Source organism: Streptomyces sp. NPDC058663, assembly GCF_042716745.1.
Lineage (GTDB): Bacteria > Actinomycetota > Actinomycetes > Streptomycetales > Streptomycetaceae > Streptomyces.
Map to the genome: position 1 here is coordinate 79,131 of NZ_JBHXRV010000004.1, position 23,302 is coordinate 102,432.

Genomic DNA, 23,302 nt, shown 5'->3' on the forward strand with positions numbered 1-23,302 from the left:
CGGGCGGCGCAGCGCAGCGCGGTTCGGGCCCTGCCGCACGTCCAGCACTTCCGAGGAGCACTGTTCATGAAGACGATCGACGAACTTCTCGCCGAAGGGGTCAAGGGCAAGCGGGTCTTCGTCCGCGCCGACCTCAACGTGCCGCTCGACGGCACCACGATCACCGACGACGGCCGCATCCGCGCCGTGCAGCCGACCGTCGCCAAGCTCGCCGCCGCCGGCGCGCGCGTGATCGTCGCCTCCCACCTGGGCCGCCCCAAGGGTGCCCCGGACCCCGCGTTCTCGCTCGCGCCCGCCGCCGCGCGGCTCGGTGAACTCCTCGGTGCGGACGTCGCGTTCGCCACCGACACGGTCGGCGAGTCCGCCCGCGCCACCGTTGGGAGCCTCGCCGACGGCCAGGTCGCCGTCCTGGAGAACCTGCGCTTCAACGCGGGCGAGACGTCCAAGGACGACGCCGAGCGCGGCGCGTTCGCGGACGAGCTGGCAGCGCTGGCCGACCTCTACGTGGGCGACGGCTTCGGCGCCGTGCACCGCAAGCACGCCTCGGTCTTCGACCTCCCGGCCCGGCTGCCGCATGCGGCGGGCGACCTGATCGCCACCGAGGTCGGCGTCCTGAAGAAGCTCACCGACGAGGTCCAGCGGCCGTACGTCGTCGTCCTGGGCGGCGCGAAGGTCTCCGACAAGCTCGGCGTGATCGACCACCTCCTGGACAAGGCCGACCGCATCCTGGTCGGCGGCGGCATGGCGTACACCTTCCTCAAGGCCCAGGGCCACGAGGTCGGCATCTCGCTGCTCCAGGAGGACCAGGTCCCGGTCGTCCTGGAATACCTGGCGCGCGCCGAGAAGAAGGGCGTCGAGTTCGTCCTGCCGGTCGACGTCCTGGTCTCCCCGGAGTTCCCCGACCTGAAGGGCAAGAAGCCGGCCAACCCGGCCACGGTCGCCGCGGACGCCATCCCCGCCGACCAGGAGGGGCTGGACATCGGCCCCGAGACCCGCAAGCTGTACGCAGCGAAGCTCGCCGACGCGGCCACCGTCTTCTGGAACGGCCCGATGGGCGTCTTCGAGCACCCCGACTACGCGGGCGGCACCGCAGCCGTCGCCCAGGGGCTGCTGGACTCCGACGCCTTCACGGTCGTCGGCGGTGGCGACTCCGCCGCCGCGGTCCGCATCCTGGGCTTCGACGAGAACGCCTTCGGTCACATCTCGACCGGCGGCGGCGCCAGCCTCGAATACCTGGAGGGCAAGACCCTTCCCGGACTTGCCGCACTGGAGGACTGATCCTTACATGAGCACCACCCGTACCCCGCTGATGGCGGGCAACTGGAAGATGAACCTCAACCACCTCGAGGCCATCGCCCACGTCCAGAAGCTCGCCTTCGCGCTGACCGACAAGGACTTCGACGCGTGCGAGGTCGCCGTCCTGCCGCCCTTCACCGACCTGCGGTCCGTACAGACGCTGGTCGACGGCGACAAGCTGAAGATCAAGTACGGCGCCCAGGACCTCTCGGCGCACGACTCCGGTGCGTACACCGGTGAGATCTCCGGCGCGATGCTGGCCAAGTTCAAGTGCGCCTACGTCGCGATCGGCCACTCCGAGCGCCGCCAGTACCACAACGAGACCGACGAGGTCGTCAACGCCAAGGTGAAGGCCGCCTACAAGCACGGCGTGACCCCGATCATGTGCGTCGGCGAGGGCCTGGACATCCGCAAGGCCGGCCAGCAGGTCGAGTACACCCTCGCCCAGGTCGACGGCGGCCTCAAGGACATCCCGGCCGAGCAGGCCGAGTCCATCGTGATCGCCTACGAGCCGGTGTGGGCCATCGGCACCGGCGAGGTCGCCACACCGGAGGACGCCCAGGAGGTCTGCGGCGCGATCCGCGGCCGGCTCGCCGAGCTGTACTCGCAGGAGCTGGCCGACAAGGTCCGCATCCAGTACGGCGGCTCGGTCAAGTCGGGCAACGTCGCCGCGATCATGGCCCAGCCGGACGTCGACGGCGCGCTGGTCGGCGGCGCCGCACTGGACGCCGACGAGTTCGTCAAGATCGTGCGCTTCCGCGACCAGTAGTACCGCAGCGAGTAGGCCCACGGGCCGATCCGTCGTACTCTGACGGGGCCGGTGGCCAGCCACCGGCCCCGTTGCATTTCCAGATCCGAGGAAGTTGGTCCAGCCGTGGTTATGGGGTTCTCGATCGCCCTGATCGTATTCAGCCTGCTGCTGATGCTGCTGGTTCTGATGCACAAGGGGAAGGGCGGCGGCCTCTCCGACATGTTCGGCGGCGGCATGCAGTCCTCCGTCGGAGGGTCCTCGGTCGCCGAGCGCAACCTCGACCGGATCACCATCGTCATCGGTCTGATCTGGTTCGCGCTCATCGTGGTGCTCGCGCTCCTGATGAAGCTCAACGGCTGACCGGTCGTCTCCGGTACACCGGGGCGGGCGCGGCCTATCATGGGCCCAGCGTCCCGCCGCCGGGGTGTAACTCCCGTCAGTGGACGCGCGTTGGGCCTTTTCGAGACTGGGCGCCCGCCGCGAAGCCGCTCGACGGCGCTTCGCAGCACCATCACGCAGGGAGTTACGACCGTGGCAAGTGGCAACGCGATCCGGGGAAGCCGGGTCGGAGCGGGGCCGATGGGTGAGGCGGAGCGCGGCGAGTCCGCGCCCCGTCTGCGCATCTCCTTCTGGTGCTCCAACGGGCACGAGACACAGCCGAGCTTCGCCAGCGATGCGCAGGTTCCGGACACCTGGGACTGCCCGCGCTGCGGATTCCCGGCCGGACAGGACCGGGACGACCCGCCGGCCCCGCCCCGCATCGAACCGTACAAAACGCATCTCGCGTACGTACGGGAACGGCGCAGCGACGCGGACGGCGAGGCCATTCTCGCGGAGGCCCTCGCGAAACTGCGCGGCGAGATCTAGCACGGTGAGAGGTCCGGACCCCTTCCGAGGGGTCCGGACCTCTCTGTTTGCGCAGGCCGGAGCCGATTGTCAGTGGCGGCCCCTACAGTTCACCCACGATCTCGATCGGCGGGCAGACGGGGGCAGTTGTGGCTGAGGTGACGGCGGTGGCGGAGCACGCACCCGCGTGGCGCGGCGGGTTCGGACGGCTGTGGTCGGCCGCCGTGATCTCCAAGTTCGGGGACTCGCTGCGCAGCGCCGCGATGCCGCTGCTCGCCGCCTCGCTCACCTCCGACCCGGTGCTGGTCTCGCTCGTCACCGCCTGCGGATTCCTGCCCTGGCTGGTGTTCGGTCTGGTGGGCGGCGCGCTGGCGGACCGGGTGGACCAGCGGCGGGCGATGTGGAGGGTCGATCTGCTGCGGGGCGCGCTGATGGCCGCGTTCGCGGTGGCGGTCGCCCTGGGGCACGCCTCGATCGCGCTGCTCCTCGTGGTGGCGTTCGCGCTGACCACGCTCCAGACACTGTTCGACAACGCGGCCACTGCCCTGCTGCCCTCCCTGGTCCCCGCCCCCGCGCTGGGCACGGCCAATGCCAGGCTGATGACGGGGCAGATGATCGCGGGCACGTTCCTGGCCGCGCCGCTGGTCCCCGTCCTGCTGCTCCAGGGCCCCTCCGTGCCGTACGCCGCCGACGCAGCGACGTACGTGCTGGCGGCGGTACTGATCGCCTCGCTGCGCACTTCGGCCCCGCAGAAGGAGCCGAGAGCGGCGGGCGCGACGCTGCGCGGCGACATCAAGGAGGGGCTGGAGGCGCTCTGGGCGGACCGGCCGTTGCGCGGGCTGTGCCTCTCGGCCGCCCTGTGCAACATGGGCGTCGGCGCACTCATCGCGATGCTGGTGCTGCACATCACCGGCTGGCTGGACGCCGGGCACACGGGTTACGTGGCGGCCCTGACGGCGTACGGCGTGGGCAGTGTCGTCGGTGGGCTGCTGTCGGGCCGGCTGGCCCGGGCGCTGGGGCGCATACGGTCCGTGTTCCTCGCCGGGGCCGTCCAGATCGGCTGCCTGCTCGCCATGGGGCTCGTGCGGGAACTGTGGGTGACGGTGGCGGCCCTCGCGGTGTTCGGCTGCATGGGCCTGGTGTGGAACGCCAACGAGGTGACCCTCATGCAGGAGCGCGCCCCGGCCGGGATGCTCGGCAGGGTCAGTGCGGCCTCCCGCACCCTCGGCGCCGCCGGAGTCCCCCTCGGGGCCCTCCTCGGCGGTCTGGTGGCGGCGGCCTGGGGGCTGAACACGCCGATGCTGCTGGCGGCCGGGCTGTTCACGCTGTCCGTTGCCGCACTCGCACCCCTGATCAATTAAGTTGGGGGAGGCAGCGGGGGATGCATGCGGATACGAGTAGAAGTGGGCTGATGTCCGAGATGAACGCAATGGATTCGAAGAGCGGCTCGACGGGTGCGGAAGGCCGCACGAGGCTGAACCGGCTGCCCGAGTGGGCGGCTCTGGGCAAGCACAGGGGGCAGCTGGGCGACACCCACCTGCGTGAGTTGTTCGCCGCCGACCCGGCGCGCGGCACCGCCTTGACGCTCCAGGTCGGCGACCTGCACCTCGACTACTCCAAGCACCTGGTCACCGACGAGACGCTGGGCCTGCTGCGCGAGCTGGCGGCCGCCACCGACGTCGCCGGGCTGCGCGACGCCATGTTCCGCGGCGAGAAGATCAACACCACCGAGGACAGGGCCGTCCTGCACACCGCGCTGCGCGCCCCGCGCGACGCGGTCATCGAGGTCGACGGCGAGAACGTGGTCCCGGCCGTGCACGCCGTCCTCGACAAGATGGCCGCCTTCGCCGACAGGGTCAGGTCGGGGGAGTGGACCGGACACACCGGCAAGCGCATCAGGACGGTCGTCAACATCGGCATCGGCGGCTCCGACCTCGGGCCCGCCATGGCCTACGAGGTGCTCCGCTCCTTCAGCGACCGTGAGCTCGGCTTCCGCTTCGTGTCGAACGTGGACGGCGCCGACCTGCACGAGGCGGTCCGCGACCTGGACGCCGAGGAGACCCTCTTCATCGTCGCGTCGAAGACCTTCACGACGATCGAGACCATCACCAACGCCACCTCCGCCCGCAACTGGCTGCTGACGAACCTGCGCGCCGACGAGTCCGCCGTCGCCAAGCACTTCGTCGCGCTCTCCACCAACGCGGAGAAGGTCGCCGACTTCGGCATCGACACGGCCAACATGTTCGAGTTCTGGGACTGGGTCGGCGGCCGCTACTCCTACGACTCCGCCATCGGCCTCTCGCTGATGATCGCCATCGGGCCGGACCGCTTCCGGGAGATGCTCGACGGCTTCCACCTGGTCGACGAGCACTTCCGTACGGCTCCCGCGGAGGAGAACGCGCCGCTGCTGCTCGGCCTCCTCGGCGTCTGGTACGGGGCCTTCTTCGACGCGCAGGCACACGCGGTCCTCCCGTACAGCCACTACCTGTCGAAGTTCACCGCCTACCTCCAGCAGCTCGACATGGAGTCCAACGGCAAGTCCGTGGACCGGGACGGCAACCCGGTCGACTGGCAGACCGGACCGGTCGTCTGGGGCACCCCGGGCACCAACGGGCAGCACGCCTACTACCAGTTGCTGCACCAGGGCACCAAGGTCATCCCGGCCGACTTCATCGGCTTCGCCCGCCCGGTCGCCGATCTGACGCCCGGTCTGGAGGCGCAGCACGACCTGCTGATGGCAAACTTCTTCGCCCAGACGCAGGCCCTGGCCTTCGGCAAGACGCCGGACGAGGTGCGTGCCGAGGGCGCCCCCGAGGAACTGGTGCCGCACAAGACCTTCCGCGGCAACCACCCCACCACGACGATCCTCAGTGACGAGCTGACCCCGTCCGTGCTGGGGCAGCTGATCGCGCTGTACGAGCACAAGGTGTTCGTCCAGGGCGCGATCTGGAACATCGACTCCTTCGACCAGTGGGGTGTCGAACTGGGCAAGGTCCTGGCGAAGAAGATCGAGCCGGTGCTCACCCGGGGCGAGGGTGGCGAACAGCTCGACAGTTCGACCGCCGCACTCGTGGACAAGTACCGTACGCTGCGCGGTCGTTGAGACCGGCGCGGTAACAGGGGAGGGGGACGGGTGACGGGGACGTCGGGCGTGCGGCTCAGGTCGCCGAACAACGAGCTCGACCGGCGGGCAGTGCGCTGGTGGCAAGTGCAGTGGCTGGCGCTGATCGTGCCGCCCGTCCTCGTCCTCGTCCTCCTGGGCATGCTCATCGAACCGGCCAGATTCTGGCTGCTGCTGCCCGCGGCCGTGCTCGCGGTGCCCGGTCTTGCCGTCTCCTTCCTGCTGCCGCTGTGGTGGTTCAAAGTGCACCGCTGGGAGGTCACGGACACGGCGGTCTACATCCGCACCGGGTTCTTCTGGCAGGAGTGGCGGGTCGCCCCGATGTCACGGATCCAGACCGTGGACACCGTGCGCGGCCCGCTCCAGCAGCTCTTCGGACTGGCCAGCGTCGTGGTCACCACCGCCTCCGCCAAGGGCGCGGTGAAGATCGAGGGCCTGGACCACGAAGTAGCAGCGGAACTCGCCGAGCAGCTGACCCGGATCACCGGAGCGACACCGGGCGACGCGACATGAACGGCGGCGGGCAGGACGGCACGCCGGACAAGGGCGCGGCGGACATGGGCGCACCGGGCGGGGACGCGGCGGACGCCCAGGGCGTACAGCCGGCCGCGGACGGCCCCGCGACGGCCGAGGCAGGCGTGGGGGAGTGGCGGCAGCTGGACCTCCGTGCGCCCCTCGTCGCCGCACTGCTCATGGGCGGCATCGCCTTCAGCGGTGCCGTGCCCGCCTTCGTCGCCCTCGCCGCGGCCTTCGGGGCGTGGGCGGCGCTCGGCTGGGTGGTGCTGGGTTCCGTCGTCTTCGTCGGTGGCAGCGCCGGACTCGAGTACGTACGGTGGCGGCACACCCGCTACCGGATCGGACCCGAGCGCGCGGAACTGCACACCGGACTGCTGCTGGTGAAGCGGCGCTCGCTGGCCCGCGAGCGGATCCGCAGCGTCGACCTCACCGCCCACCCCCTGCTGCGGATATTCGGCCTGGTCAAGGTCCGCATCGGCACCGGCGAGCACCACGGCGCCGGCAACGAGTCCACCTTGGAACTCCACCCGGTGACCCGGCAGGAGGGCGACCGGCTGCGCCGCGAACTGCTCTCCCGGACCGCGGCCACCGACGAGGAGCACCCGGACGGCCCTCTCGCCACCCTCGACCCGCGCTGGATCCGGTACGCACCGCTGTCGTTCACGGCCCCCTTGCTCGGCCTCGCGGCGGGCGGCGCCGTCATGCAGGTCAGTGAGTGGACGGGCATGCAACAGGGGGTCATCCGCTGGGTCGGAGGCCTGTTCAGCGGCCTCGCCGTGGTCTGGATGGTCCTCGCGCTGGCGGCGGCGCTGCTCGTCGCGGGCGTCATCGGCTCGCTCGGGCTCTTCGTCGAGATGTGGTGGAACTACCGTCTCGACCGCGAGAGCGGCGGCACGTTGCGGGTGCAGCGCGGACTGTTCACCTCCCGGTCGATATCCATCGAGGAGCGGCGGCTGCGCGGGGTGGAACTCGTCGAGCCGCTGGGCGTACGGCTGGCCGGCGCGGCCCGGGTGGACGCCGTGGCGACCGGAATCGCCGAGGGCGAGAGCGACAAGCACACCGACCACAAGACCCTGCTGCCGACCGCCCCGAAGGAGGTCGCGGACGCGGTGGCGGCACGGGTCCTGCGGGAGACCCAGGCGCCTACCTCCGCCGCGCGCCTGCGGCCGCACCCGCCCGCGGCCCGCGGACGGCGCAGACGCTGGGCGCTGGGCCCGGTGCTCGCGGTGACCGGCCTCCTGGCGCTGCTCGGGGTCCTGCTGACCGACGTCCTGCTGTACGTCGCGGGGGCTTGGGCGGTGCTGATGCTGCCGGTGGCCTGGGTGCTGGCGGGGGACGCGTACCGGGCGCTGGGGCACGGACTCGCGGGCAAGTACCTGGTCGTACGGTCGGGCTCTCTCCGGCGCTCGACGGTCGCCCTGCGGCGGGACGGAGTGATCGGCCTCACCGTGAAGCAGTCGGTCTTCCAGCGGCGGGCGGGGCTCATCACCATCACCGCGACGACGGCCGCCGGGGCCGGGGCGTATTCCGCGTACGACGCGGAGCAGGGGGAGGGGCTGGAGTTCGCGGAGGAAGCGGTCGACGGTCTCCTCGGACCGTTCCTGGAACGGGTACCCCGCATCCCGAACCCGGGCGGCCCGCCCCCCACCCGCACCCACCCCCGCGGCCCGCCACCCCCCGTGAGGGGAGTGCCGGGCCGCGGCGTGACATGCCCTACGCGGTCAGGCCGACGACGGGGGGTACAGGGACCTCGGGAGTTCCGAGGCCGCCGACCTGTCCAGCAGCCACAGCGTGCGGGCCCGGCCGTAGGCACCGGCCGCGGGGGCCTGCACCTCGCCCGCGCCCGACAGGGCGAGGGCCGCGGCCTTCGCCTTGTCCTCGCCGGCCGCCAGCAGCCACACCTCACGGGCCGCCCGGATCGCCGGGAGGGTGAGCGAGACGCGGGTGGGCGGGGGCTTGGGGGCGCCGTGGACGCCCACCACCGTCCGCTCCGTCTCGCGCACCGCCGGGTGCCCGGGGAAGAGCGACGCGACGTGCGTGTCGGGACCGACGCCCAGCATGAGGACGTCGAAGGTCGGGACCTGGCCGTGGTCCTCCGGGGAGGAGGCCGCCGCCAGTTCGGCCGCGTACGCCTCCGCAGCCGAGTCCGCGTCCTCGTAGGGCCCGTCCGACGCCGGCATCGCATGCACCCGGGCCGGGTCCAGCGGCACCGCGTCCAGCAGCGCCGCCCGGGCCTGGGTGTAGTTGCGCTCCGGGTCGTCGGCCGGGACGAACCGCTCGTCGCCCCACCACAGGTCCAGGCGCGACCAGTCGATCGCGTCCCGGGCCGGGGACCCGGCGAGCGCCGCCAGCAGACCGTTGCCGTTGCGGCCGCCGGTGAGGACGACCGACGCGCTGCCGCGGGCGGCCTGCGCGTCGACCACCTTGGTGATCAGCCGGGCCGCCGCGGCCTGGGCCATCAGCTCCTTGTCCCGGTGGACCACCAACTGCGGCGAGCTGCTCATCACTTGGCGGCCGCCTTCTTGGCGGGCGCCGGCTTCTTGGCCGGAGCAGCCTTCTGCGGGGACCCGGTGTCCGCCTCCTCGGCAGAACCGGCCTTCCCGGCGGCGTCGTCCCCTGCGGGCTCCTCCGTACCCAGCCGGTCCACGCCGAACTTCAGCGCCGAGGCGTAGGTGTCGTCCGGGTCGAGGCGGCGCAGTTCCTCCGCCAGCAGCTCCGCCGTCTCCCGGCGCTGGAGCGCCACCGCCCGGTCCGGCTGCCCGTGCATGCACAGCGTGGCCAGGGAGCCGTCCGCGCGGTCCAGGACGATCGGGCCGTCCTTGGTCTCCATCCGGACGGCGGTGAGACCGGGGCCGGCGGAGCTGCTGCGCTTCACGGGAACGTGCAGCCGGTCCGCGAGCCACATGGCCAGCAGCTCGCAGCTCGGGTTGAACTCCTCGCCCTCCACCTCCACCGAGCTGACCTCGGTGGGCAGCTGGTCGAGCGCGGCGGCCAGCATCGAGCGCCACGGGGTGATGCGCGCCCACGACAGGTCCGTGTCACCGGGCGAGTAGTTCGCGCTGCGCGCCGTCAGCTCGTGGATGGGCTGCTCGGCGGCGTAGGTGTCGGTGACACGCCGCTGCCCGAGGGCGCCCAGCGGGTCCTTGGCGGGGTTCACGGGGCCGTTGACCGGCCACCACACCACCGTCGGGGCGTCCGGCAGCAGCAGCGGCAGGACGACCGACTGGGCGTGGTTGATGACCTCGCCGTACAGGCGCAGGACGACCGTTTCACCGGTGCCCGCCTCCGTGCCGACCCGTACCTCCGCGTCGAGGCGCGCCTTCGAGCGGTCGCGCGGGGAGCGCGAGGGCCGCTTGACGACGACCAGCTTGCGCGAGGGGTGCTCGCGCGAGGCGTCGTTGGCCGCCTTCAGGGCGTCGTAGGCGTTCTCCTCGTCGGTGACGATGACGAGGGTGAGCACCATGCCGACGGCGGGCGTTCCTATGGCCCGTCGTCCCTGCACAAGTGCCTTGTTGACTTTGCTGGACGTGGTGTCCGTCAGGTCGATCTTCATGGCCGGCGCCAGCTCCGTCCGTCTCGTGCGAGCATTTCGTCCGCCTCGACCGGGCCCCAGGTGCCGGACTCGTACTGCGCGGGCTTGCCGTGCGCGTCCCAGTAGTCCTCGATCGGGTCGAGGATCCGCCAGGACTGCTCGACCTCCTCCAGGCGCGGGAACAGGTTGGCGTCGCCGAGCAGGACGTCCAGGATCAGGCGCTCGTACGCCTCGGGGCTGGACTCGGTGAAGGACTCGCCGTACGCGAAGTCCATCGACACGTCCCGGATCTCCATGGAGGTGCCGGGGACCTTCGAGCCGAAGCGGACCGTGACGCCCTCGTCGGGCTGGACGCGGATGACGATCGCGTTCTGGCCCAGTTCCTCGGTGGCGGTGTGGTCGAAGGGGGAGTGCGGGGCACGCTGGAAGACGACCGCGATCTCCGTGACACGGCGGCCGAGCCGCTTGCCCGTGCGGAGGTAGAACGGCACGCCCGCCCAGCGGCGGTTGTCGATCTCCAGCTTCACGGCGGCGTAGGTGTCGGTCTTCGACTTGGGGTCGATACCGTCCTCCTGGAGGTAGCCGACGGCCTTCGCGCCGCCCTGCCAGCCCGCCGCGTACTGCCCGCGTACCGTGTCGCGGCCCAGATCCTTGGGGATCTTGACCGCGCCCAGCACCTTGGACTTCTCCGCGACCAGCGCGTCCGCGTCGAAGGAGGCGGGCTCCTCCATGGCGGTCAGCGCCAGCAGCTGGAGGAGGTGGTTCTGGATCACGTCACGGGCGGCGCCGATGCCGTCGTAGTAACCGGCCCGGCCGCCGATGCCGATGTCCTCGGCCATGGTGATCTGCACGTGGTCCACGTACGACCGGTTCCAGATCGGCTCGAACATCTGGTTGGCGAACCGCAGCGCCAGGATGTTCTGGACCGTCTCCTTCCCCAGGTAGTGGTCGATCCGGAAGACCTCGTTCGGCGGGAAGACCTCATGGACGATCCGGTTGAGCTCCTGCGCGGAGGCCAGGTCGTGCCCGAAGGGCTTCTCGATGACCGCGCGCCGCCAGGAGTTCTCCTTCTGGTCCGCGAGGCCGTGCTTCTTGAGCTGCTGGACGACCTGCGGGAAGAACTTCGGGGGCACGGAGAGGTAGAACGCGAAGTTGCCGCCGGTGCCCTGCGCCTGGTCGAGCTCCTGGATCGTCGACTTCAGCGTCTCGAATGCCTTGTCGTCGTCGAAGTCGCCCTGGACGAAGCGCATGCCCTGGATCAGCTGCTGCCAGACTTCCTCGCGGAACTCCGTGCGCGCGTGCTCCTTGACCGCGTCGTGCACCACCTGCGCGAAGTCTTCGTTCTCCCAGTCGCGGCGGGCGAAGCCGATGAGCGAGAAGCCCGGCGGCAGCAGGCCGCGATTGGCCAGGTCGTACACGGCAGGCATCAACTTTTTACGGGACAAATCGCCCGTGACGCCGAAAATGACCAGGCCCGACGGCCCCGCGATACGCGGGAGCCGTCGATCCTGTGCGTCACGCAGCGGATTGCTGCTGGACAAGTGGTCAGCCCTCCGAAGGTGCGAGGCGCTTGAGCTCGGCCTCGGTCGACTTGAGCAGGTCGTTCCAGGCGTCCTCGAACTTGTCCACGCCCTCGGACTCCAGCAGCTCCACGACCTCGTCGTAGGAGACACCGAGCTTCTCCAGGGCATCCAGGTCGGCGCGCGCCTGCTCGTACTTGCCGGCGATCGTGTTGCCGGTGACCGAACCGTGGTCGGCGGCGGCCTCCAGGGTCGCCTCCGGCATGGTGTTCACCGTGCCCGGCGCCACCAGGTCGTCGACGTACATGGTGTCCTTGTACGCCGGGTCCTTGACGCCGGTCGAGGCCCACAGCGGACGCTGCTTGTTGGCCTGCGCCTTGTCGAGCGCAGCCCAGCGCTCACCGGCGAAGACCTCCTCGTACGCCTGGTAGGCGAGACGGGCGTTGGCCAGTGCCGCCTTGCCCTTGAGGGCCCTGGCCTCGTCCGAGTCCTGGGCGTCGAGGCGCTTGTCGATCTCGGTGTCCACGCGGGACACGAAGAAGGAGGCCACCGAGTGGATCTTGCTGAGGTCCAGGCCCGCGGCCTTCGCCTTCTCCAGGCCCGCCAGGTAGGCGTCCATCACGGCGCGGTAGCGCTCCAGCGAGAAGATCAGCGTGACGTTGACGCTGATGCCCAGGCCGATGACCTCGGTGATGGCCGGCAGACCGGCCTTGGTCGCCGGGATCTTGATGAGCGTGTTGGGGCGGTCCACCAGCCAGGCCAGCTGCTTGGCCTCGGCGACCGTGGCGCGCGTGTGGTGGGCCAGGCGCGGGTCGACCTCGATGGAGACCCGGCCGTCCTGGCCCTCGGTCGCGTCGAAGACCGGGCGCAGGATGTCGGCGGCGTCCCTCACGTCCGCCGTCGTGATCATGCGGATGGCTTCTTCGACGGTGACCTTGCGGGCCGCGAGGTCGGTCAGCTGGACGTCGTAACCGTCGCCCTGCGAGATCGCCTTCTGGAAGATCGAGGGGTTGGTGGTGACGCCCACGACGTGCTGCTGGTCGATCAGTTCGGCCAGGTTGCCGGACGTGATCCGCTTGCGCGACAGGTCGTCGAGCCAGATCGCCACGCCCTCGTCGGAGAGGCGCTTGAGTGCGTCTGTCATGGGTGATGCATCTCCTCAGTCGTGTATGCGGTCGTCAGCGCTGGGCGGCGGCGAGGGATTCCCGGGCGGCGGCGGCGACCGCCTCGCCCGTGAAGCCGAACTCCTTGAAGAGGACCTTGGCGTCGGCCGAGGCACCGAAGTGCTCCAGCGAGACGATGCGGCCCGCGTCACCGACGTAACGGTGCCAGGTGAGACCGATACCGGCCTCGACTGCCACTCGTGCCTTGAGCGCGGGGGGCAGGACGCTGTCCCGGTACCCCTGGTCCTGCTCCTCGAACCACTCGACGCACGGCATCGAGACGACCCGCGTCGGGACGCCCTCGGCCTGGAGCGCCTCACGCGCCTCGACCGCGAGCTGGACCTCGGAACCGGTACCGATCAGGACGACCTGGGCATCGCCGCCCTCGGCCTCGAACAGCACGTAGCCGCCCTTGGCGGTGTTCTCGTCGACGTCGTAGGTCGGCACGCCCTGACGGGTGAGCACCAGGCCGTGCGGGGCGCCCTTGCCGAAGACCTTCGTGTACCGCTTGAGGATCTCGCGCCAGGCGATCGCGGTCTCGTTGGCGTCCGCGGGGCGGACCACGTTCAGGCCGGGGATGGCGCGCAGCGACGCGAGGTGCTCGACGGGCTGGTGCGTGGGGCCGTCCTCACCGAGGCCGACGGAGTCGTGCGTCCACACGTACGTCACCGGCAGGTGCATCAGTGCGGACAGGCGCACCGCGTTGCGCATGTAGTCGGAGAACACCAGGAAGGTGCCGCCGTAGACGCGGGTGTTGCCGTGCAGGGCGATGCCGTTCATCTCCGCGGCCATCGAGTGCTCGCGGATGCCGAAGTGGATGGTGCGCCCGTACGGGTCGGCCTCCGGCAGCGGGTTGCCCTCGGGAAGGAACGAGGAGTTCTTGTCGATGGTGGTGTTGTTCGAGCCCGCGAGGTCGGCGGAGCCGCCCCACAGCTCGGGGATGACCGCGCCCAGCGCCTGCAGGACCTTGCCGGAGGCGGCGCGGGTGGCGACACCCTTGCCGGTCTCGAAGAAGGGGAGCTTCTCCTCCCAGCCCGTGGGCAGCTCGCCCGCGGCGATCCGGTCGAACTCGGCCGCGCGCTCGCCGTTGGCGGTGCGCCAGGCGTCGAAGCCCTTCTCCCACTCCGCCTTCGCCTGCGCACCGCGGTCCAGCGCCTTGCGGGTGTGGGCGAGGACCTCTTCGGAGACCTCGAAGGTCTTCTCCGGGTCGAAGCCGAGCACGCGCTTGGTGGCCGCGACCTCGTCGTCGCCGAGCGCCGAGCCGTGCGCGGCCTCGGTGTTCTGCGCGTTCGGCGCGGGCCAGGCGATGATCGAGCGCATCGCGATGAAGGACGGCCTGTCAGTGACCTTCTTGGCCTCCATGAGCGCGTCGTACAGCGCCTCGGGGTCCAGGTCGCCGTCCGGCTTGGGGGCCACGCGCTGGACGTGCCAGCCGTAGGACTCGTACCGCTTCATGGTGTCCTCGGACACCGCGGTCTCCGTGTCGCCCTCGATCGAGATGTGGTTGTCGTCCCACAGCAGGACCAGGTTGCCGAGCTTCTGGTGCCCGGCCATCGACGACGCCTCGCCGGAGATGCCCTCCTGCAGGCAGCCGTCACCGGCGATCGCGTACACGAAGTGGTCGAACGGGGACTCGCCCGCGGCCGCCTCGGGGTCGAACAGACCGCGCTCGTAGCGGGCGGCCATGGCCATGCCCACCGCGTTCGCGACACCCTGGCCCAGCGGCCCGGTGGTGGTCTCGACGCCGGTGGTGTGCCCGTACTCCGGGTGGCCCGGCGTCTTCGAGCCCCAGGTGCGGAACGCCTTCAGGTCGTCCAGCTCCAGGCCGAACCCGGCCAGGTACAGCTGGATGTACAGCGTGAGGGACGAGTGGCCGGCGGACAGCACGAACCGGTCCCGGCCCGTCCACTCGGCGTCCGCCGGGTCGTGCCGCATCACCTTCTGGAAAAGGGTGTACGCGGCCGGCGCCAGGCTCATCGCCGTACCCGGATGGCCGTTGCCGACCTTCTGTACGGCGTCCGCGGCCAGGACACGGGCGGTGTCTACGGCCCGCTGGTCCAATTCGGTCCACTCAAGGTCTGTGGTGGTCGGCTTGGTGCTCACCCTGGGTCAGGGCTCCTCTCCACAATGATTTGGGCCCGGTGACTATTCGCCGCACCGGGGCGCTGTCGAGCCTACCCCCGCAGGAACGTGCGAAATTTCGGCTCCGCGCGGACGCCCGTGACTGGAAAAAGACACGTACGTCCAGAGTGCGCGCGGGGTGTGGAGTTCGCCTCCCGGCAACCTCCCGACGAGCGCATTTCCGTATACATACGGACGGTACTCCTTGTGTACCGAGGCTCCGGGACCGCTCCCGGAGCCCTCCACAGTCGGCCCAACACGGGGCACCCCGGCGAAGAGCGGCGTATGGGCAACGTCTAGAGTGGCGTGGTACGCGCAAGTCTCCACCGGGCTTTCACGCCCGGAGCTTGCTTCAGGAATTCTCTGTCAGGGGTGTGCGTGACGGCCGTCGAGTCCCGACCCGCAGGGGTCGCTTCGACTCCCAGCCCGGGGGGCCATCGGCCGTTCGGAGCACGGGTCAAGGCGTTTGTTGCACTGACCAAGCCGCGGATCATCGAGCTTCTGCTGATCACCACCATTCCGGTGATGTTCCTGGCGGAGCAGGGTGTTCCCGATCTCTGGTTGGTGCTGGCCACCTGTATCGGCGGTTACCTCTCCGCCGGTGGCGCAAACGCGCTCAACATGTACATCGACCGTGACATCGACGCGCTGATGGACCGCACCTCGCAGCGTCCCCTGGTCACCGGCATGGTCAGCCCCGCCGAGTGCCTGGTCTTCGGCTTCTCGCTCGCGGTGATCTCCACGCTCTGGTTCGGACTGCTGATCAACTGGCTGTCCGCCGCGCTGTCGCTGGGCGCGCTGCTCTTCTACGTCGTCGTCTACACGATGATCCTGAAGCGCCGCACCGCGCAGAACATTGTCTGGGGCGGCATCGCCGGCTGCCTGCCGGTCCTCATCGGCTGGTCCTCGGTCACCAATTCGATGTCCTGGGCCGCCGTCATCCTCTTCCTGGTCATCTTCTTCTGGACGCCGCCGCACTACTGGCCGCTGTCGATGAAGGTCAAGGACGACTACGCGCGCGTGGGCGTGCCGATGCTGCCGGTCATCAAGGGCAACAAGGCCGTCGCCAAGCAGATCGTGCTCTACAGCTGGGTCATGGTCGCCGTGTCCCTGCTGCTCCAGCCGCTGGGCTACACGGGCTGGTTCTACACCGCGGTCGCCGCCGTCTCCGGCGGCTGGTGGCTCTGGGAGGCGCACGGCCTGATGGCCCGCGCCAAGGCCGAGGTCACGGGCGCGAAACTCAAGGAGATGCGGCTGTTCCACTGGTCGATCACCTATGTCTCGCTGGTCTTTGTGGCGGTCGCGGTGGACCCCTTCCTGCGCTTCTAGGTCTGTCCGCCGGACGGGCGCCGGCGGTACGTCTCCGCCGACGGGCGGGACACGTGGTCAAGGCCACGCGTCCCGCCCGTCGCGCGTTTGGCTACTCGTCGGTAGCATCCTGCTCATGGCAGACACCAAGCAGGCAGAGCGGGCCGAGAAGTCGGCCGAGCGCAGGACCGCCAAGCTGGCCAAGCAGATCGGCGCCTTCGCCGGGCAGCACGGCGGCGCCGAGGGGCAGCTCGCGTACATCGGGCAGCGGGGCACCCGCATCGTGCTGGTCGGCGACGACGGTGCCTGGGGCGACCTGGTGGCCCCCACCTACGACGTGGCGAAGGCGGCCACCGAGAAGGCCGGAATCACCGTCCACGAGGACTTCGACGGCGAATTCGCTGCCAAGGTCGAGACCGGGCCCTACGAGTGGAAGCGGATGGCCGGCATCCAGCTCGGCGGCAGTCCCAACCCGCCGGCCGCCCGGACCCAGCAGTAGCCGTCGGGCACCGTCCGGCTTCGGCCACCGCGCGCCTTCGGGCAGGGCCCGCCTTCGGGCAGGGCCCGGCAGTACCCGGGGCGGGGCTCACCCGTTAGGACCTGTGTAGGAGTCGCATCCGCACAGGTCCGCCCCGGGAGCCCCGATGTTCGTCACCCCGTTGTCCCTGGTCGACCAGTACTGCCACGGGGTGCTCCGCACCGAGCTCGGCCTCGGCACCTTCGAGGCGCACCTCGGCCGCACCGCGGCGCCGCCCGCGCCCGGCACCACCTTCTTCGACACCCAGACGGGCTTCGCCGTACGCCGCTGGTGCCCGCCCCTGCTGGGCCTGGAACCGCACTGCCCGCCCGCCCGCTACCTGGCCCGGCGCCGCGAGCTGGGCGTGCCGACGGCCGGACGGCTGCTGCTGCGTGGCACCGGCATCGCCACCTACCTCGTCGACACCGGTCTGCCGGGCGACCTGATGGCACCGGGCGAGCTGGCTGCCGCGGGGGACGCCGAGGCGCGGGAGATCGTACGGCTGGAACCACTGGCGGAACAGATCGCCGACACCTCGGGGACCGCGGAGGGATTCCTCGCCAACCTGGGCGAGGCGATGCAGGCCGCCGGTGCGTCGGCGGTGGCCTTCACTTCGGTGGCCGGGGTACGGCACGGGCTCGCGCTGGCACCGCACCCGCCGGGGCCCGGCGAGGTGCGCGGGGCGGCCGGGCGGTGGCTGGCCCGGCGGCGGGCGGGGGACCGGCTGCGCGATCCCGTACTGCTGCGGCACCTGCTGTGGAACGCGGTCGGCCGCGGGCTGCCGCTCCAGCTGCACGTCGCGGGGGAGCCGGAGCAGCTGACCCTGTTCGCGGCGGCGACCGCCGGGCTCGGCACCGATCTGGTGCTGCTGCACGACGCTCCCCACCACCGGCACGCGGCCCGGCTGGCGAGCCTCTTCCCGCATGTGTACGCGGACCTGGGCCCGGTGCTCGCGCACTCCGGGGCGCGGGCTCCCGAGGTCCTGGCGGAGCTGCTGGAGCTGGCGCCCTTCGGCAAGCTGCTGTTCTCCAGCGGCGCGCGCGGGCTGCCCGAGCTGCACGTGGTGGGCGCGCAGGTGTTCCGGGCGGCGCTGGGCCGGGTGCTCGGCGGCTGGGTGGCGGAAGGGGCGTGGTCGGGGGCGGACGCCGAACGGGTGGCGGGGCTGATCGCGGCGGGCAACGCGCGGCGCGTCTACCGGCTCACGGATGCCGGCAGGGGCGCTGCCCGGCCGGCCGCCGCTCCCGCGCCCCGGACGGGCGAGGGCACCTGCCGGCCTGTCACCCGTGCCGTGTTCTAGGCCGCCGCGGAGCCGTCCTGTGCGCTGGACCACTCGTTCTGTGTTCGCGACCGCCGCGGAGCCTTCCTGTGCGCTAGACCGCCGCCGAGACCGAGGTCTCCGGCTGTGCCGGGATCTCCGCGCTCTCCACGGCCCGCTCGCGCAGGGTCAGCAGCAGCCGGACCACCGCGATCCACAGCAGCGCCGAGCCGAGCATGTGCACGCCGACCAGGATCTCCGGGACCCCGGTGAAGTACTGGACGTACCCGATGGCACCCTGCGCGAGCAGCACGACCAGCAGGTCGCGGGCGCGGGCCCGGGTGTCGGCGGGCGCGTCGACCATGCGCAGCACCAGCCACATCGCGATCGCCAGCGCGCAGACCACCCAGGCGGCGATGGCGTGCAGATGGGCGGCGGCGGTCCAGTCCCACGGCATGCGCGGTACTTCGCTCTTGTCGCCCGCGTGCTTGCCCGATCCCGTCACCGACGTGCCGAGGACGATCAGGGCCACGGTGACCGCGGCCAGTGCCCAGGACAGCCTGCGGACCGGGCGCGGCACGCGCGGCCTCGGCTCGCCGTCGCCCTCACCGGTGCGGTGCCATACGACCGTCGCGACCGTCAGCAGAACGTTCGCCAGCAGGAAGTGCCCGGCGACCGTCCAGGGGTTGAGGCCCATCCACACCGTGATGCCGCCGAGCACGGCGTTGCACATCACCAGCCAGAACATGGACCACGCGGTACGGGTCAGACCGCGCCGGCGCGGCTTCACCGACCGTGCGGCGATGATCGCCAGGCCGACCGCGGCGCACAGCACGTAGGTGAGCATCCGGTTGCCGAACTCGACGAACCCGTGGAAGCCCTGTTCGGGCGTGACGAACAGGCTGTCCTGCGTGCACTTGGGCCAGGTGTCGCAGCCGAGGCCGGAGCCGGTGAGACGGACCGCGCCGCCGGTCACGATGATGAAGACGCTCATCACGACGGCCGTGAGCGCGGCGCGCCGCAGGGCGCGCGGGGTGGGAGTCCATCGCTGGGCGATGAGAGCGAGGGGGTTCAACACGGCAACCATCGTAGGCGGGCGCTTGTGCAGGATTTCACGAGGGGGGGCGGTGGCGGACTGTGATGTCACTCCCAGCCCGCACCCCGCCCTCCGGTGCGGCTCTACTCCCAGCGGAAGAACTTCGCCGCCGCGCCGAGCCCCAGGACCGCCCACACCGCGAGGATCCCGAGGCTGCCCCACGGCATCGCGGACCCGTGCTGGAGCACGTCGCGCAGCCCCTCGGAGAGTGCGGAGATCGGCAGCAGCCCGAGCACCGACTGGACCGCGTCCGGGAACTTCTCCAGCGGCACGATCACCCCGCCGCCGACCAGCAGCAGCAGGAAGACCAGGTTCGCGGCGGCCAGCGTGGCCTCCGCCTTGAGAGTGCCCGCCATCAGCAGCCCGAGACCGGAGAAGGCCGCCGTGCCGAGGACCAGCAGGAGGAGTACGGAGAGCGGATCGCCGTGCGGCGACCAGCCGAGGCCGAAGGCGATCGCGGTCAGCAGCACCACCTGGAGCACCTCGGTCACCAGCACCGACAGTGTTTTGGAGGTCATCAGGGCCCAGCGCGGCAGCGGCGACGTGCCGAGCCGCTTGAGCACTCCGTAGCGCCGCTCGAAGCCGGTGGCGATGGCCTGTCCGGTGAAGGCGGTCGACATGACGGCCAGCGCGAGGATGCCGGGGGCGAGGAAATCGACGGACTTGCCCGCCCCGTCCGGTGAGACGGGCACGGTGATGATGTCGACGGCCGAGAACAGCACCAGCAGCAGCGCCGGGATGATCACCGTCAGCAGCAGCTGCTCGCCGTTGCGCAGCAGCATCTTCGTTTCGAGCGCGGTCTGCGCCGCGATCATCCGGCCGAGCGGAGCCGCTCCCGGCATCGGTGTGTAAGGGGCGGTGCTCATGGGCGCAGGTCCTTACCGGTGAGCTCGAGACTGTGTGTGCCCGGGGGGCGACCCCCGGACCCCCGGCCGGGGGCGGCGTGCGTCAGGGGCGGGTTCATGGGCGCAGGTCCTTACCGGTGAGCTCGAGAAAGACGTCTTCGAGAGTGCGGCGCTCGACCGAGATCCCGTCCGGCATGACCCCGTGCTGGGCGCACCAGGAGGTGACCGTGGCCAGGAGCTGGGGGTCGATCTTCCCGCCGATGCGGTACGTCCCCGGAATGAGCTCCTGCGCGGCGCTGTCGGCGGGCAGCGCCTTGAGGAGGGAGGCGAGGTCGAGGCCCGGGCGTCCGGTGAAGCGCAGCGTGTTCTCGGCGCCGCCCCGGCACAGGTCCGCGGGGGTGCCCTGGGCGATGACCTTGCCCGCGTCGACGATCACCACGTCGTCGGCGAGCTGTTCGGCCTCGTCCATGAAGTGGGTGGTGAGGATGACGCCCACGCCCGAGGTGCGCAACTCGCGCACCAGGTCCCAGGTGGAGCGCCGGGCCTGCGGGTCGAGGCCGGCGGTCGGCTCGTCGAGGAAGACCAGCTCAGGGCGGCCGACCACGGCCAGCGCGAGCGCGAGGCGCTGCTGCTGGCCACCGGACAGCCGCCGGTAGGCGGTGCGTCCGCAGGAGGCGAGCCCCAGCCGGTCGATGAGGGCGTCCACGTCCAGCGGGTGGGCGTGCAGTCTGGCCATGTGGCGGAGCATCTCGTCGGCGCGGGCGCCGGAGTAGACGCCGCCGGACTGGAGCATCACCCCGATCCGCGGCCGCAGCTTCGCCGCGTCGGCGATCGGGTCGAGTCCCAGGACGCGGACGGTGCCGGCGTCCGGCTTCCGGTAGCCCTCGCAGGTCTCGACGGTGGTGGTCTTGCCGGCGCCGTTGGGGCCGAGGACTGCGGTGACGGTGCCTGCGGCGACGCTGAGATCGAGGCCGTCGACCGCGGTCTTGGTGCCGTACCGCTTGACCAGGCCCTGGACCTGGACGACGGGCTGAGGTGACATGCGGGAAGTCTAGGCAGGAGCAGGCATGCCCGGCGGCGCGGGGCCCGCTCCGACTCACCCCCGCTGACCTGCGAAATGATCATTTGCGCAGGTCAGCTTAGGTTTACCTAAGTGACGCAGGGCACCGACACCGGTCGCAGGCCCGGGTTGTCAGGCTCTGAGGAATTACGCAACAATGGCGTTGTGAAATACGTTGGCGAGGTCCCGCAGGAGGACGCGGCAACCGGTGAGCGGTCCACCCGCAACCGGGTCGCGCGCTCCATCCTGGACCACGGCCCGTCCACGGTCGCCGATCTGGCGAAGCGCCTCGGCCTCACTCAGGCCGCCGTGCGCCGCCACCTCGACGCACTCGCCGCGGACGACGTGGTCGAGGCGAAGGAACAGCGCGTCTACGGCGCGCGTACGCGAGGCCGCCCCGCCAAGGTCTTCGCCCTCACCGAGTGCGGCCGGGACGCCTTCGACCAGTCCTACGACTCCCTCGCGGCCGACGCCCTCACCTGGATCTCCCGGGCGGCGGGCGGCGGCGAGCAGGGCGAGGCGGCCGTCACCGCGTTCGCCCGTGCCCGGATCGCCGCGCAGGCCGAGGCGTACCGCGAGGCCGTCGAGGCGGCGCCGCCCGAGCAGCGCACCGAGGCTCTGGCAAGGGCCCTGAGCGCCGACGGGTACGCTGCTACGGCGCGAAGCGCACCGGTCGGAGAGCAGCTGTGCCAGCACCACTGCCCTGTCGCCCACGTCGCGGAGAAGTTCCCGCAGCTCTGCGAGGCGGAGACCGAGGTCTTCTCCGCGCTGCTCGGGACCCACGTCCAGCGGCTGGCCACCATCGCCCACGGCGACGGCGTCTGCACGACGTACATCCCCAAGACCAGTCATTCAGCATCAGCAAGCACGGCCGGGAGGAACCCCGCATGACTCTCCCTATCGAGGAGACTGCCCACCCCGAACTCGAGGGCCTGGGTACGTACGAGTTCGGCTGGGCCGACTCCGACGCGGCAGGCGCCGCGGCCAAGCGCGGCCTGTCCGAGGCTGTCGTCCGCGACATCTCGGAGAAGAAGAACGAGCCCGAGTGGATGCTGAAGCTGCGTCTCAAGGGTCTGAAGCTGTTCGGCAAGAAGCCCATGCCGAACTGGGGCTCGGACCTTTCGGGGATCGACTTCGACAACATCAAGTACTTCGTGCGCTCCACGGAGAAGCAGGCCCAGTCCTGGGAGGACCTGCCCGCCGACATCAAGAACACGTACGACAAGCTCGGCATCCCCGAGGCGGAGAAGCAGCGCCTCGTCGCGGGTGTCGCGGCCCAGTACGAGTCCGAGGTCGTCTACCACCAGATCAACGAGGAGCTGGAGGCGCAGGGTGTCATCTTCATGGACACCGACACCGCGCTGAAGGAGCACCCGGAGCTCTTCCAGGAGTACTTCGGCACCGTCATCCCGGTCGGCGACAACAAGTTCGCGTCGCTGAACTCGGCCGTGTGGTCCGGCGGATCGTTCATCTACGTGCCCAAGGGCGTCCACGTCGAGATCCCGCTGCAGGCCTACTTCCGTATCAACACGGAGAACATGGGCCAGTTCGAGCGGACGCTGATCATCGTCGACGAAGACGCCTACGTGCACTACGTCGAGGGCTGCACCGCCCCGATCTACTCGTCCGACTCCCTGCACAGCGCAGTGGTCGAGATCATCGTGAAGAAGGGCGGCCGCTGCCGCTACACGACGATCCAGAACTGGTCGAACAACGTCTACAACCTGGTCACCAAGCGCGCCGTGGCGTACGAGGGCGCGACCATGGAGTGGGTCGACGGCAACATCGGCTCCAAGGTCACCATGAAGTACCCGGCCGTCTACCTGATGGGCGAGCACGCCAAGGGCGAGACCCTGTCCATCGCCTTCGCGGGCGAGGGCCAGCACCAGGACGCCGGCGCGAAGATGGTGCACATGGCGCCGAACACGTCGTCCAACATCGTCTCGAAGTCGGTGGCGCGCGGCGGTGGCCGCACGTCCTACCGCGGTCTGATCGAGATCGGCGAGGGCGCCCCGGGCTCCAAGTCCAACGTGCTCTGCGACGCGCTGCTGGTCGACACCATCTCCCGTTCGGACACCTACCCCTACGTGGACGTCCGCGAGGACGACGTGTCGATGGGTCACGAGGCGACCGTCTCCAAGGTCTCCGAGGACCAGCTCTTCTACCTGATGAGCCGCGGCATGACCGAGTTCGAGGCGATGGCGATGATCGTGCGCGGCTTCGTCGAGCCGATCGCCAAGGAGCTCCCGATGGAGTACGCCCTGGAGCTCAACCGGCTGATCGAGCTGCAGATGGAGGGTTCGGTCGGCTGACCGTTCCGCCCTCCATCCGCACGCCCCGACTTCTTGACCCAGA

Annotated in this window: 20 protein-coding genes and 1 pseudogene; 13 read left to right on the forward strand and 8 right to left on the reverse strand. The window is 70.6% G+C overall.

From position 1 onward, the window contains the following. The first annotated feature begins 66 nt into the window (after window positions 1–66). From ACFWVV_RS04190 to ACFWVV_RS04225, 8 genes and pseudogenes are all read left to right on the forward strand, one after another. Window positions 67–1,278, forward strand: coding sequence for a phosphoglycerate kinase (locus ACFWVV_RS04190; protein ID WP_384349565.1), 1,212 nt, complete (start codon window positions 67–69; stop codon window positions 1,276–1,278). A gap of 7 nt (window positions 1,279–1,285) precedes the next feature. Next, entirely contained in the window at window positions 1,286–2,065 is a 780-nt protein-coding gene (gene tpiA / locus ACFWVV_RS04195; RefSeq protein WP_384349568.1) for a triose-phosphate isomerase, read from the forward strand. Window positions 2,066–2,170: 105 nt separating this feature from the next. Next, window positions 2,171–2,407: a preprotein translocase subunit SecG gene (secG, locus tag ACFWVV_RS04200; RefSeq protein WP_384349571.1), complete on the forward strand. Its 237-nt coding sequence runs from the start codon at window positions 2,171–2,173 to the stop codon at window positions 2,405–2,407. A 171-nt stretch (window positions 2,408–2,578) separates the two neighbouring features. After that, entirely contained in the window at window positions 2,579–2,914 is a 336-nt protein-coding gene (locus ACFWVV_RS04205) for an RNA polymerase-binding protein RbpA (protein WP_384349574.1), read from the forward strand. Window positions 2,915–3,042: 128 nt separating this feature from the next. Continuing rightward, complete coding sequence (locus ACFWVV_RS04210) at window positions 3,043–4,254, forward strand: MFS transporter (RefSeq protein ID WP_384349577.1); 1,212 nt, start codon at window positions 3,043–3,045, stop codon at window positions 4,252–4,254. A 50-nt stretch (window positions 4,255–4,304) separates the two neighbouring features. Beyond that, the gene (gene pgi, locus ACFWVV_RS04215) at window positions 4,305–5,996 is read left to right on the forward strand and encodes a glucose-6-phosphate isomerase (RefSeq protein ID WP_384349579.1); all 1,692 of its coding nucleotides are present in this window, start codon (window positions 4,305–4,307) and stop codon (window positions 5,994–5,996) included. Window positions 5,997–6,026: 30 nt separating this feature from the next. Then, on the forward strand, window positions 6,027–6,527 hold the full coding sequence (locus ACFWVV_RS04220; protein WP_384349582.1) for a PH domain-containing protein: 501 nt from the start codon (window positions 6,027–6,029) through the stop codon (window positions 6,525–6,527). A 44-nt stretch (window positions 6,528–6,571) separates the two neighbouring features. Continuing rightward, window positions 6,572–8,140, forward strand: a pseudogene (locus tag ACFWVV_RS04225) (PH domain-containing protein); the annotation flags it as partial. A 111-nt stretch (window positions 8,141–8,251) separates the two neighbouring features. Here ACFWVV_RS04225 and pgl read toward each other — a convergent pair. Genes pgl through tkt form a run of 5 tightly spaced genes read right to left on the reverse strand, consistent with a single transcriptional unit; the run spans window position 8,252 to window position 14,848 of the window. Next, the gene (gene pgl, locus ACFWVV_RS04230; protein ID WP_384349588.1) at window positions 8,252–9,034 is read right to left on the reverse strand and encodes a 6-phosphogluconolactonase; all 783 of its coding nucleotides are present in this window, start codon (window positions 9,032–9,034) and stop codon (window positions 8,252–8,254) included. After that, window positions 9,034–10,083: a glucose-6-phosphate dehydrogenase assembly protein OpcA gene (gene opcA / locus ACFWVV_RS04235; RefSeq protein ID WP_384349590.1), complete on the reverse strand. Its 1,050-nt coding sequence runs from the start codon at window positions 10,081–10,083 to the stop codon at window positions 9,034–9,036. The genes pgl and opcA overlap by 1 nt, the downstream gene beginning before the upstream one ends. Then, complete coding sequence (zwf, locus tag ACFWVV_RS04240) at window positions 10,080–11,603, reverse strand: glucose-6-phosphate dehydrogenase (RefSeq protein ID WP_384349593.1); 1,524 nt, start codon at window positions 11,601–11,603, stop codon at window positions 10,080–10,082. Before zwf ends, opcA begins: the two co-directional genes overlap by 4 nt. A gap of 4 nt (window positions 11,604–11,607) precedes the next feature. Continuing rightward, on the reverse strand, window positions 11,608–12,726 hold the full coding sequence (tal, locus tag ACFWVV_RS04245) for a transaldolase (protein WP_384349596.1): 1,119 nt from the start codon (window positions 12,724–12,726) through the stop codon (window positions 11,608–11,610). A gap of 34 nt (window positions 12,727–12,760) precedes the next feature. Next, entirely contained in the window at window positions 12,761–14,848 is a 2,088-nt protein-coding gene (gene tkt, locus ACFWVV_RS04250; RefSeq protein WP_384349599.1) for a transketolase, read from the reverse strand. A 390-nt stretch (window positions 14,849–15,238) separates the two neighbouring features. Between tkt and ACFWVV_RS04255 the strand changes: the two genes are divergently transcribed. The 3 genes from ACFWVV_RS04255 to ACFWVV_RS04265 all read left to right on the forward strand — a co-directional run bounded on the left by ACFWVV_RS04255 (window position 15,239) and on the right by ACFWVV_RS04265 (window position 17,988). Beyond that, complete coding sequence (locus ACFWVV_RS04255; protein ID WP_384349602.1) at window positions 15,239–16,195, forward strand: heme o synthase; 957 nt, start codon at window positions 15,239–15,241, stop codon at window positions 16,193–16,195. 115 nt (window positions 16,196–16,310) lie between these two features. After that, entirely contained in the window at window positions 16,311–16,673 is a 363-nt protein-coding gene (locus ACFWVV_RS04260; protein ID WP_384349605.1) for a hypothetical protein, read from the forward strand. 145 nt (window positions 16,674–16,818) lie between these two features. Continuing rightward, a complete protein-coding gene (locus ACFWVV_RS04265) occupies window positions 16,819–17,988 on the forward strand; it encodes an amidohydrolase (protein WP_384349608.1) in 1,170 nt (389 codons plus the stop codon). 73 nt (window positions 17,989–18,061) lie between these two features. Here the strand turns inward: ACFWVV_RS04265 and ACFWVV_RS04270 are convergent, their stop codons facing one another. The 3 genes from ACFWVV_RS04270 to ACFWVV_RS04280 form a co-directional block, all read right to left on the reverse strand. Continuing rightward, the gene (locus ACFWVV_RS04270; RefSeq protein ID WP_384349611.1) at window positions 18,062–19,033 is read right to left on the reverse strand and encodes a heme A synthase; all 972 of its coding nucleotides are present in this window, start codon (window positions 19,031–19,033) and stop codon (window positions 18,062–18,064) included. A 92-nt stretch (window positions 19,034–19,125) separates the two neighbouring features. Further along, entirely contained in the window at window positions 19,126–19,908 is a 783-nt protein-coding gene (locus ACFWVV_RS04275; RefSeq protein WP_384349613.1) for an ABC transporter permease, read from the reverse strand. A 94-nt stretch (window positions 19,909–20,002) separates the two neighbouring features. Then, the gene (locus tag ACFWVV_RS04280) at window positions 20,003–20,929 is read right to left on the reverse strand and encodes an ABC transporter ATP-binding protein (protein ID WP_384349616.1); all 927 of its coding nucleotides are present in this window, start codon (window positions 20,927–20,929) and stop codon (window positions 20,003–20,005) included. Window positions 20,930–21,112: 183 nt separating this feature from the next. On the opposite strand from ACFWVV_RS04280, the gene ACFWVV_RS04285 reads away from it, so the two are divergent. Next, window positions 21,113–21,838: a helix-turn-helix transcriptional regulator gene (locus tag ACFWVV_RS04285; protein ID WP_384349618.1), complete on the forward strand. Its 726-nt coding sequence runs from the start codon at window positions 21,113–21,115 to the stop codon at window positions 21,836–21,838. After that, window positions 21,835–23,259, forward strand: coding sequence for a Fe-S cluster assembly protein SufB (gene sufB, locus ACFWVV_RS04290; protein WP_384349621.1), 1,425 nt, complete (start codon window positions 21,835–21,837; stop codon window positions 23,257–23,259). Before ACFWVV_RS04285 ends, sufB begins: the two co-directional genes overlap by 4 nt. The last annotated feature ends 43 nt before the right edge of the window (window positions 23,260–23,302 follow it).

Bases quoted from the DNA above. Each gene is read 5' to 3' on its own strand.
- ACFWVV_RS04190 (WP_384349565.1), top strand. From the start codon at position 67: ATGAAGACGATCGACGAACTTCTCGCCGAAGGGGTCAAGGGCAAGCGG.
- ACFWVV_RS04275 (WP_384349613.1), bottom strand. From the start codon at position 19,908: ATGAGCACCGCCCCTTACACACCGATGCCGGGAGCGGCTCCGCTCGGC.
- ACFWVV_RS04280 (WP_384349616.1), bottom strand. From the start codon at position 20,929: ATGTCACCTCAGCCCGTCGTCCAGGTCCAGGGCCTGGTCAAGCGGTAC.
- pgi (WP_384349579.1), top strand. From the start codon at position 4,305: ATGTCCGAGATGAACGCAATGGATTCGAAGAGCGGCTCGACGGGTGCG.
- ACFWVV_RS04260 (WP_384349605.1), top strand. From the start codon at position 16,311: ATGGCAGACACCAAGCAGGCAGAGCGGGCCGAGAAGTCGGCCGAGCGC.
- ACFWVV_RS04270 (WP_384349611.1), bottom strand. From the start codon at position 19,033: ATGGTTGCCGTGTTGAACCCCCTCGCTCTCATCGCCCAGCGATGGACT.
- tpiA (WP_384349568.1), top strand. From the start codon at position 1,286: ATGAGCACCACCCGTACCCCGCTGATGGCGGGCAACTGGAAGATGAAC.
- pgl (WP_384349588.1), bottom strand. From the start codon at position 9,034: ATGAGCAGCTCGCCGCAGTTGGTGGTCCACCGGGACAAGGAGCTGATG.
- tal (WP_384349596.1), bottom strand. From the start codon at position 12,726: ATGACAGACGCACTCAAGCGCCTCTCCGACGAGGGCGTGGCGATCTGG.
- ACFWVV_RS04265 (WP_384349608.1), top strand. From the start codon at position 16,819: ATGTTCGTCACCCCGTTGTCCCTGGTCGACCAGTACTGCCACGGGGTG.
- opcA (WP_384349590.1), bottom strand. From the start codon at position 10,083: ATGAAGATCGACCTGACGGACACCACGTCCAGCAAAGTCAACAAGGCA.
- sufB (WP_384349621.1), top strand. From the start codon at position 21,835: ATGACTCTCCCTATCGAGGAGACTGCCCACCCCGAACTCGAGGGCCTG.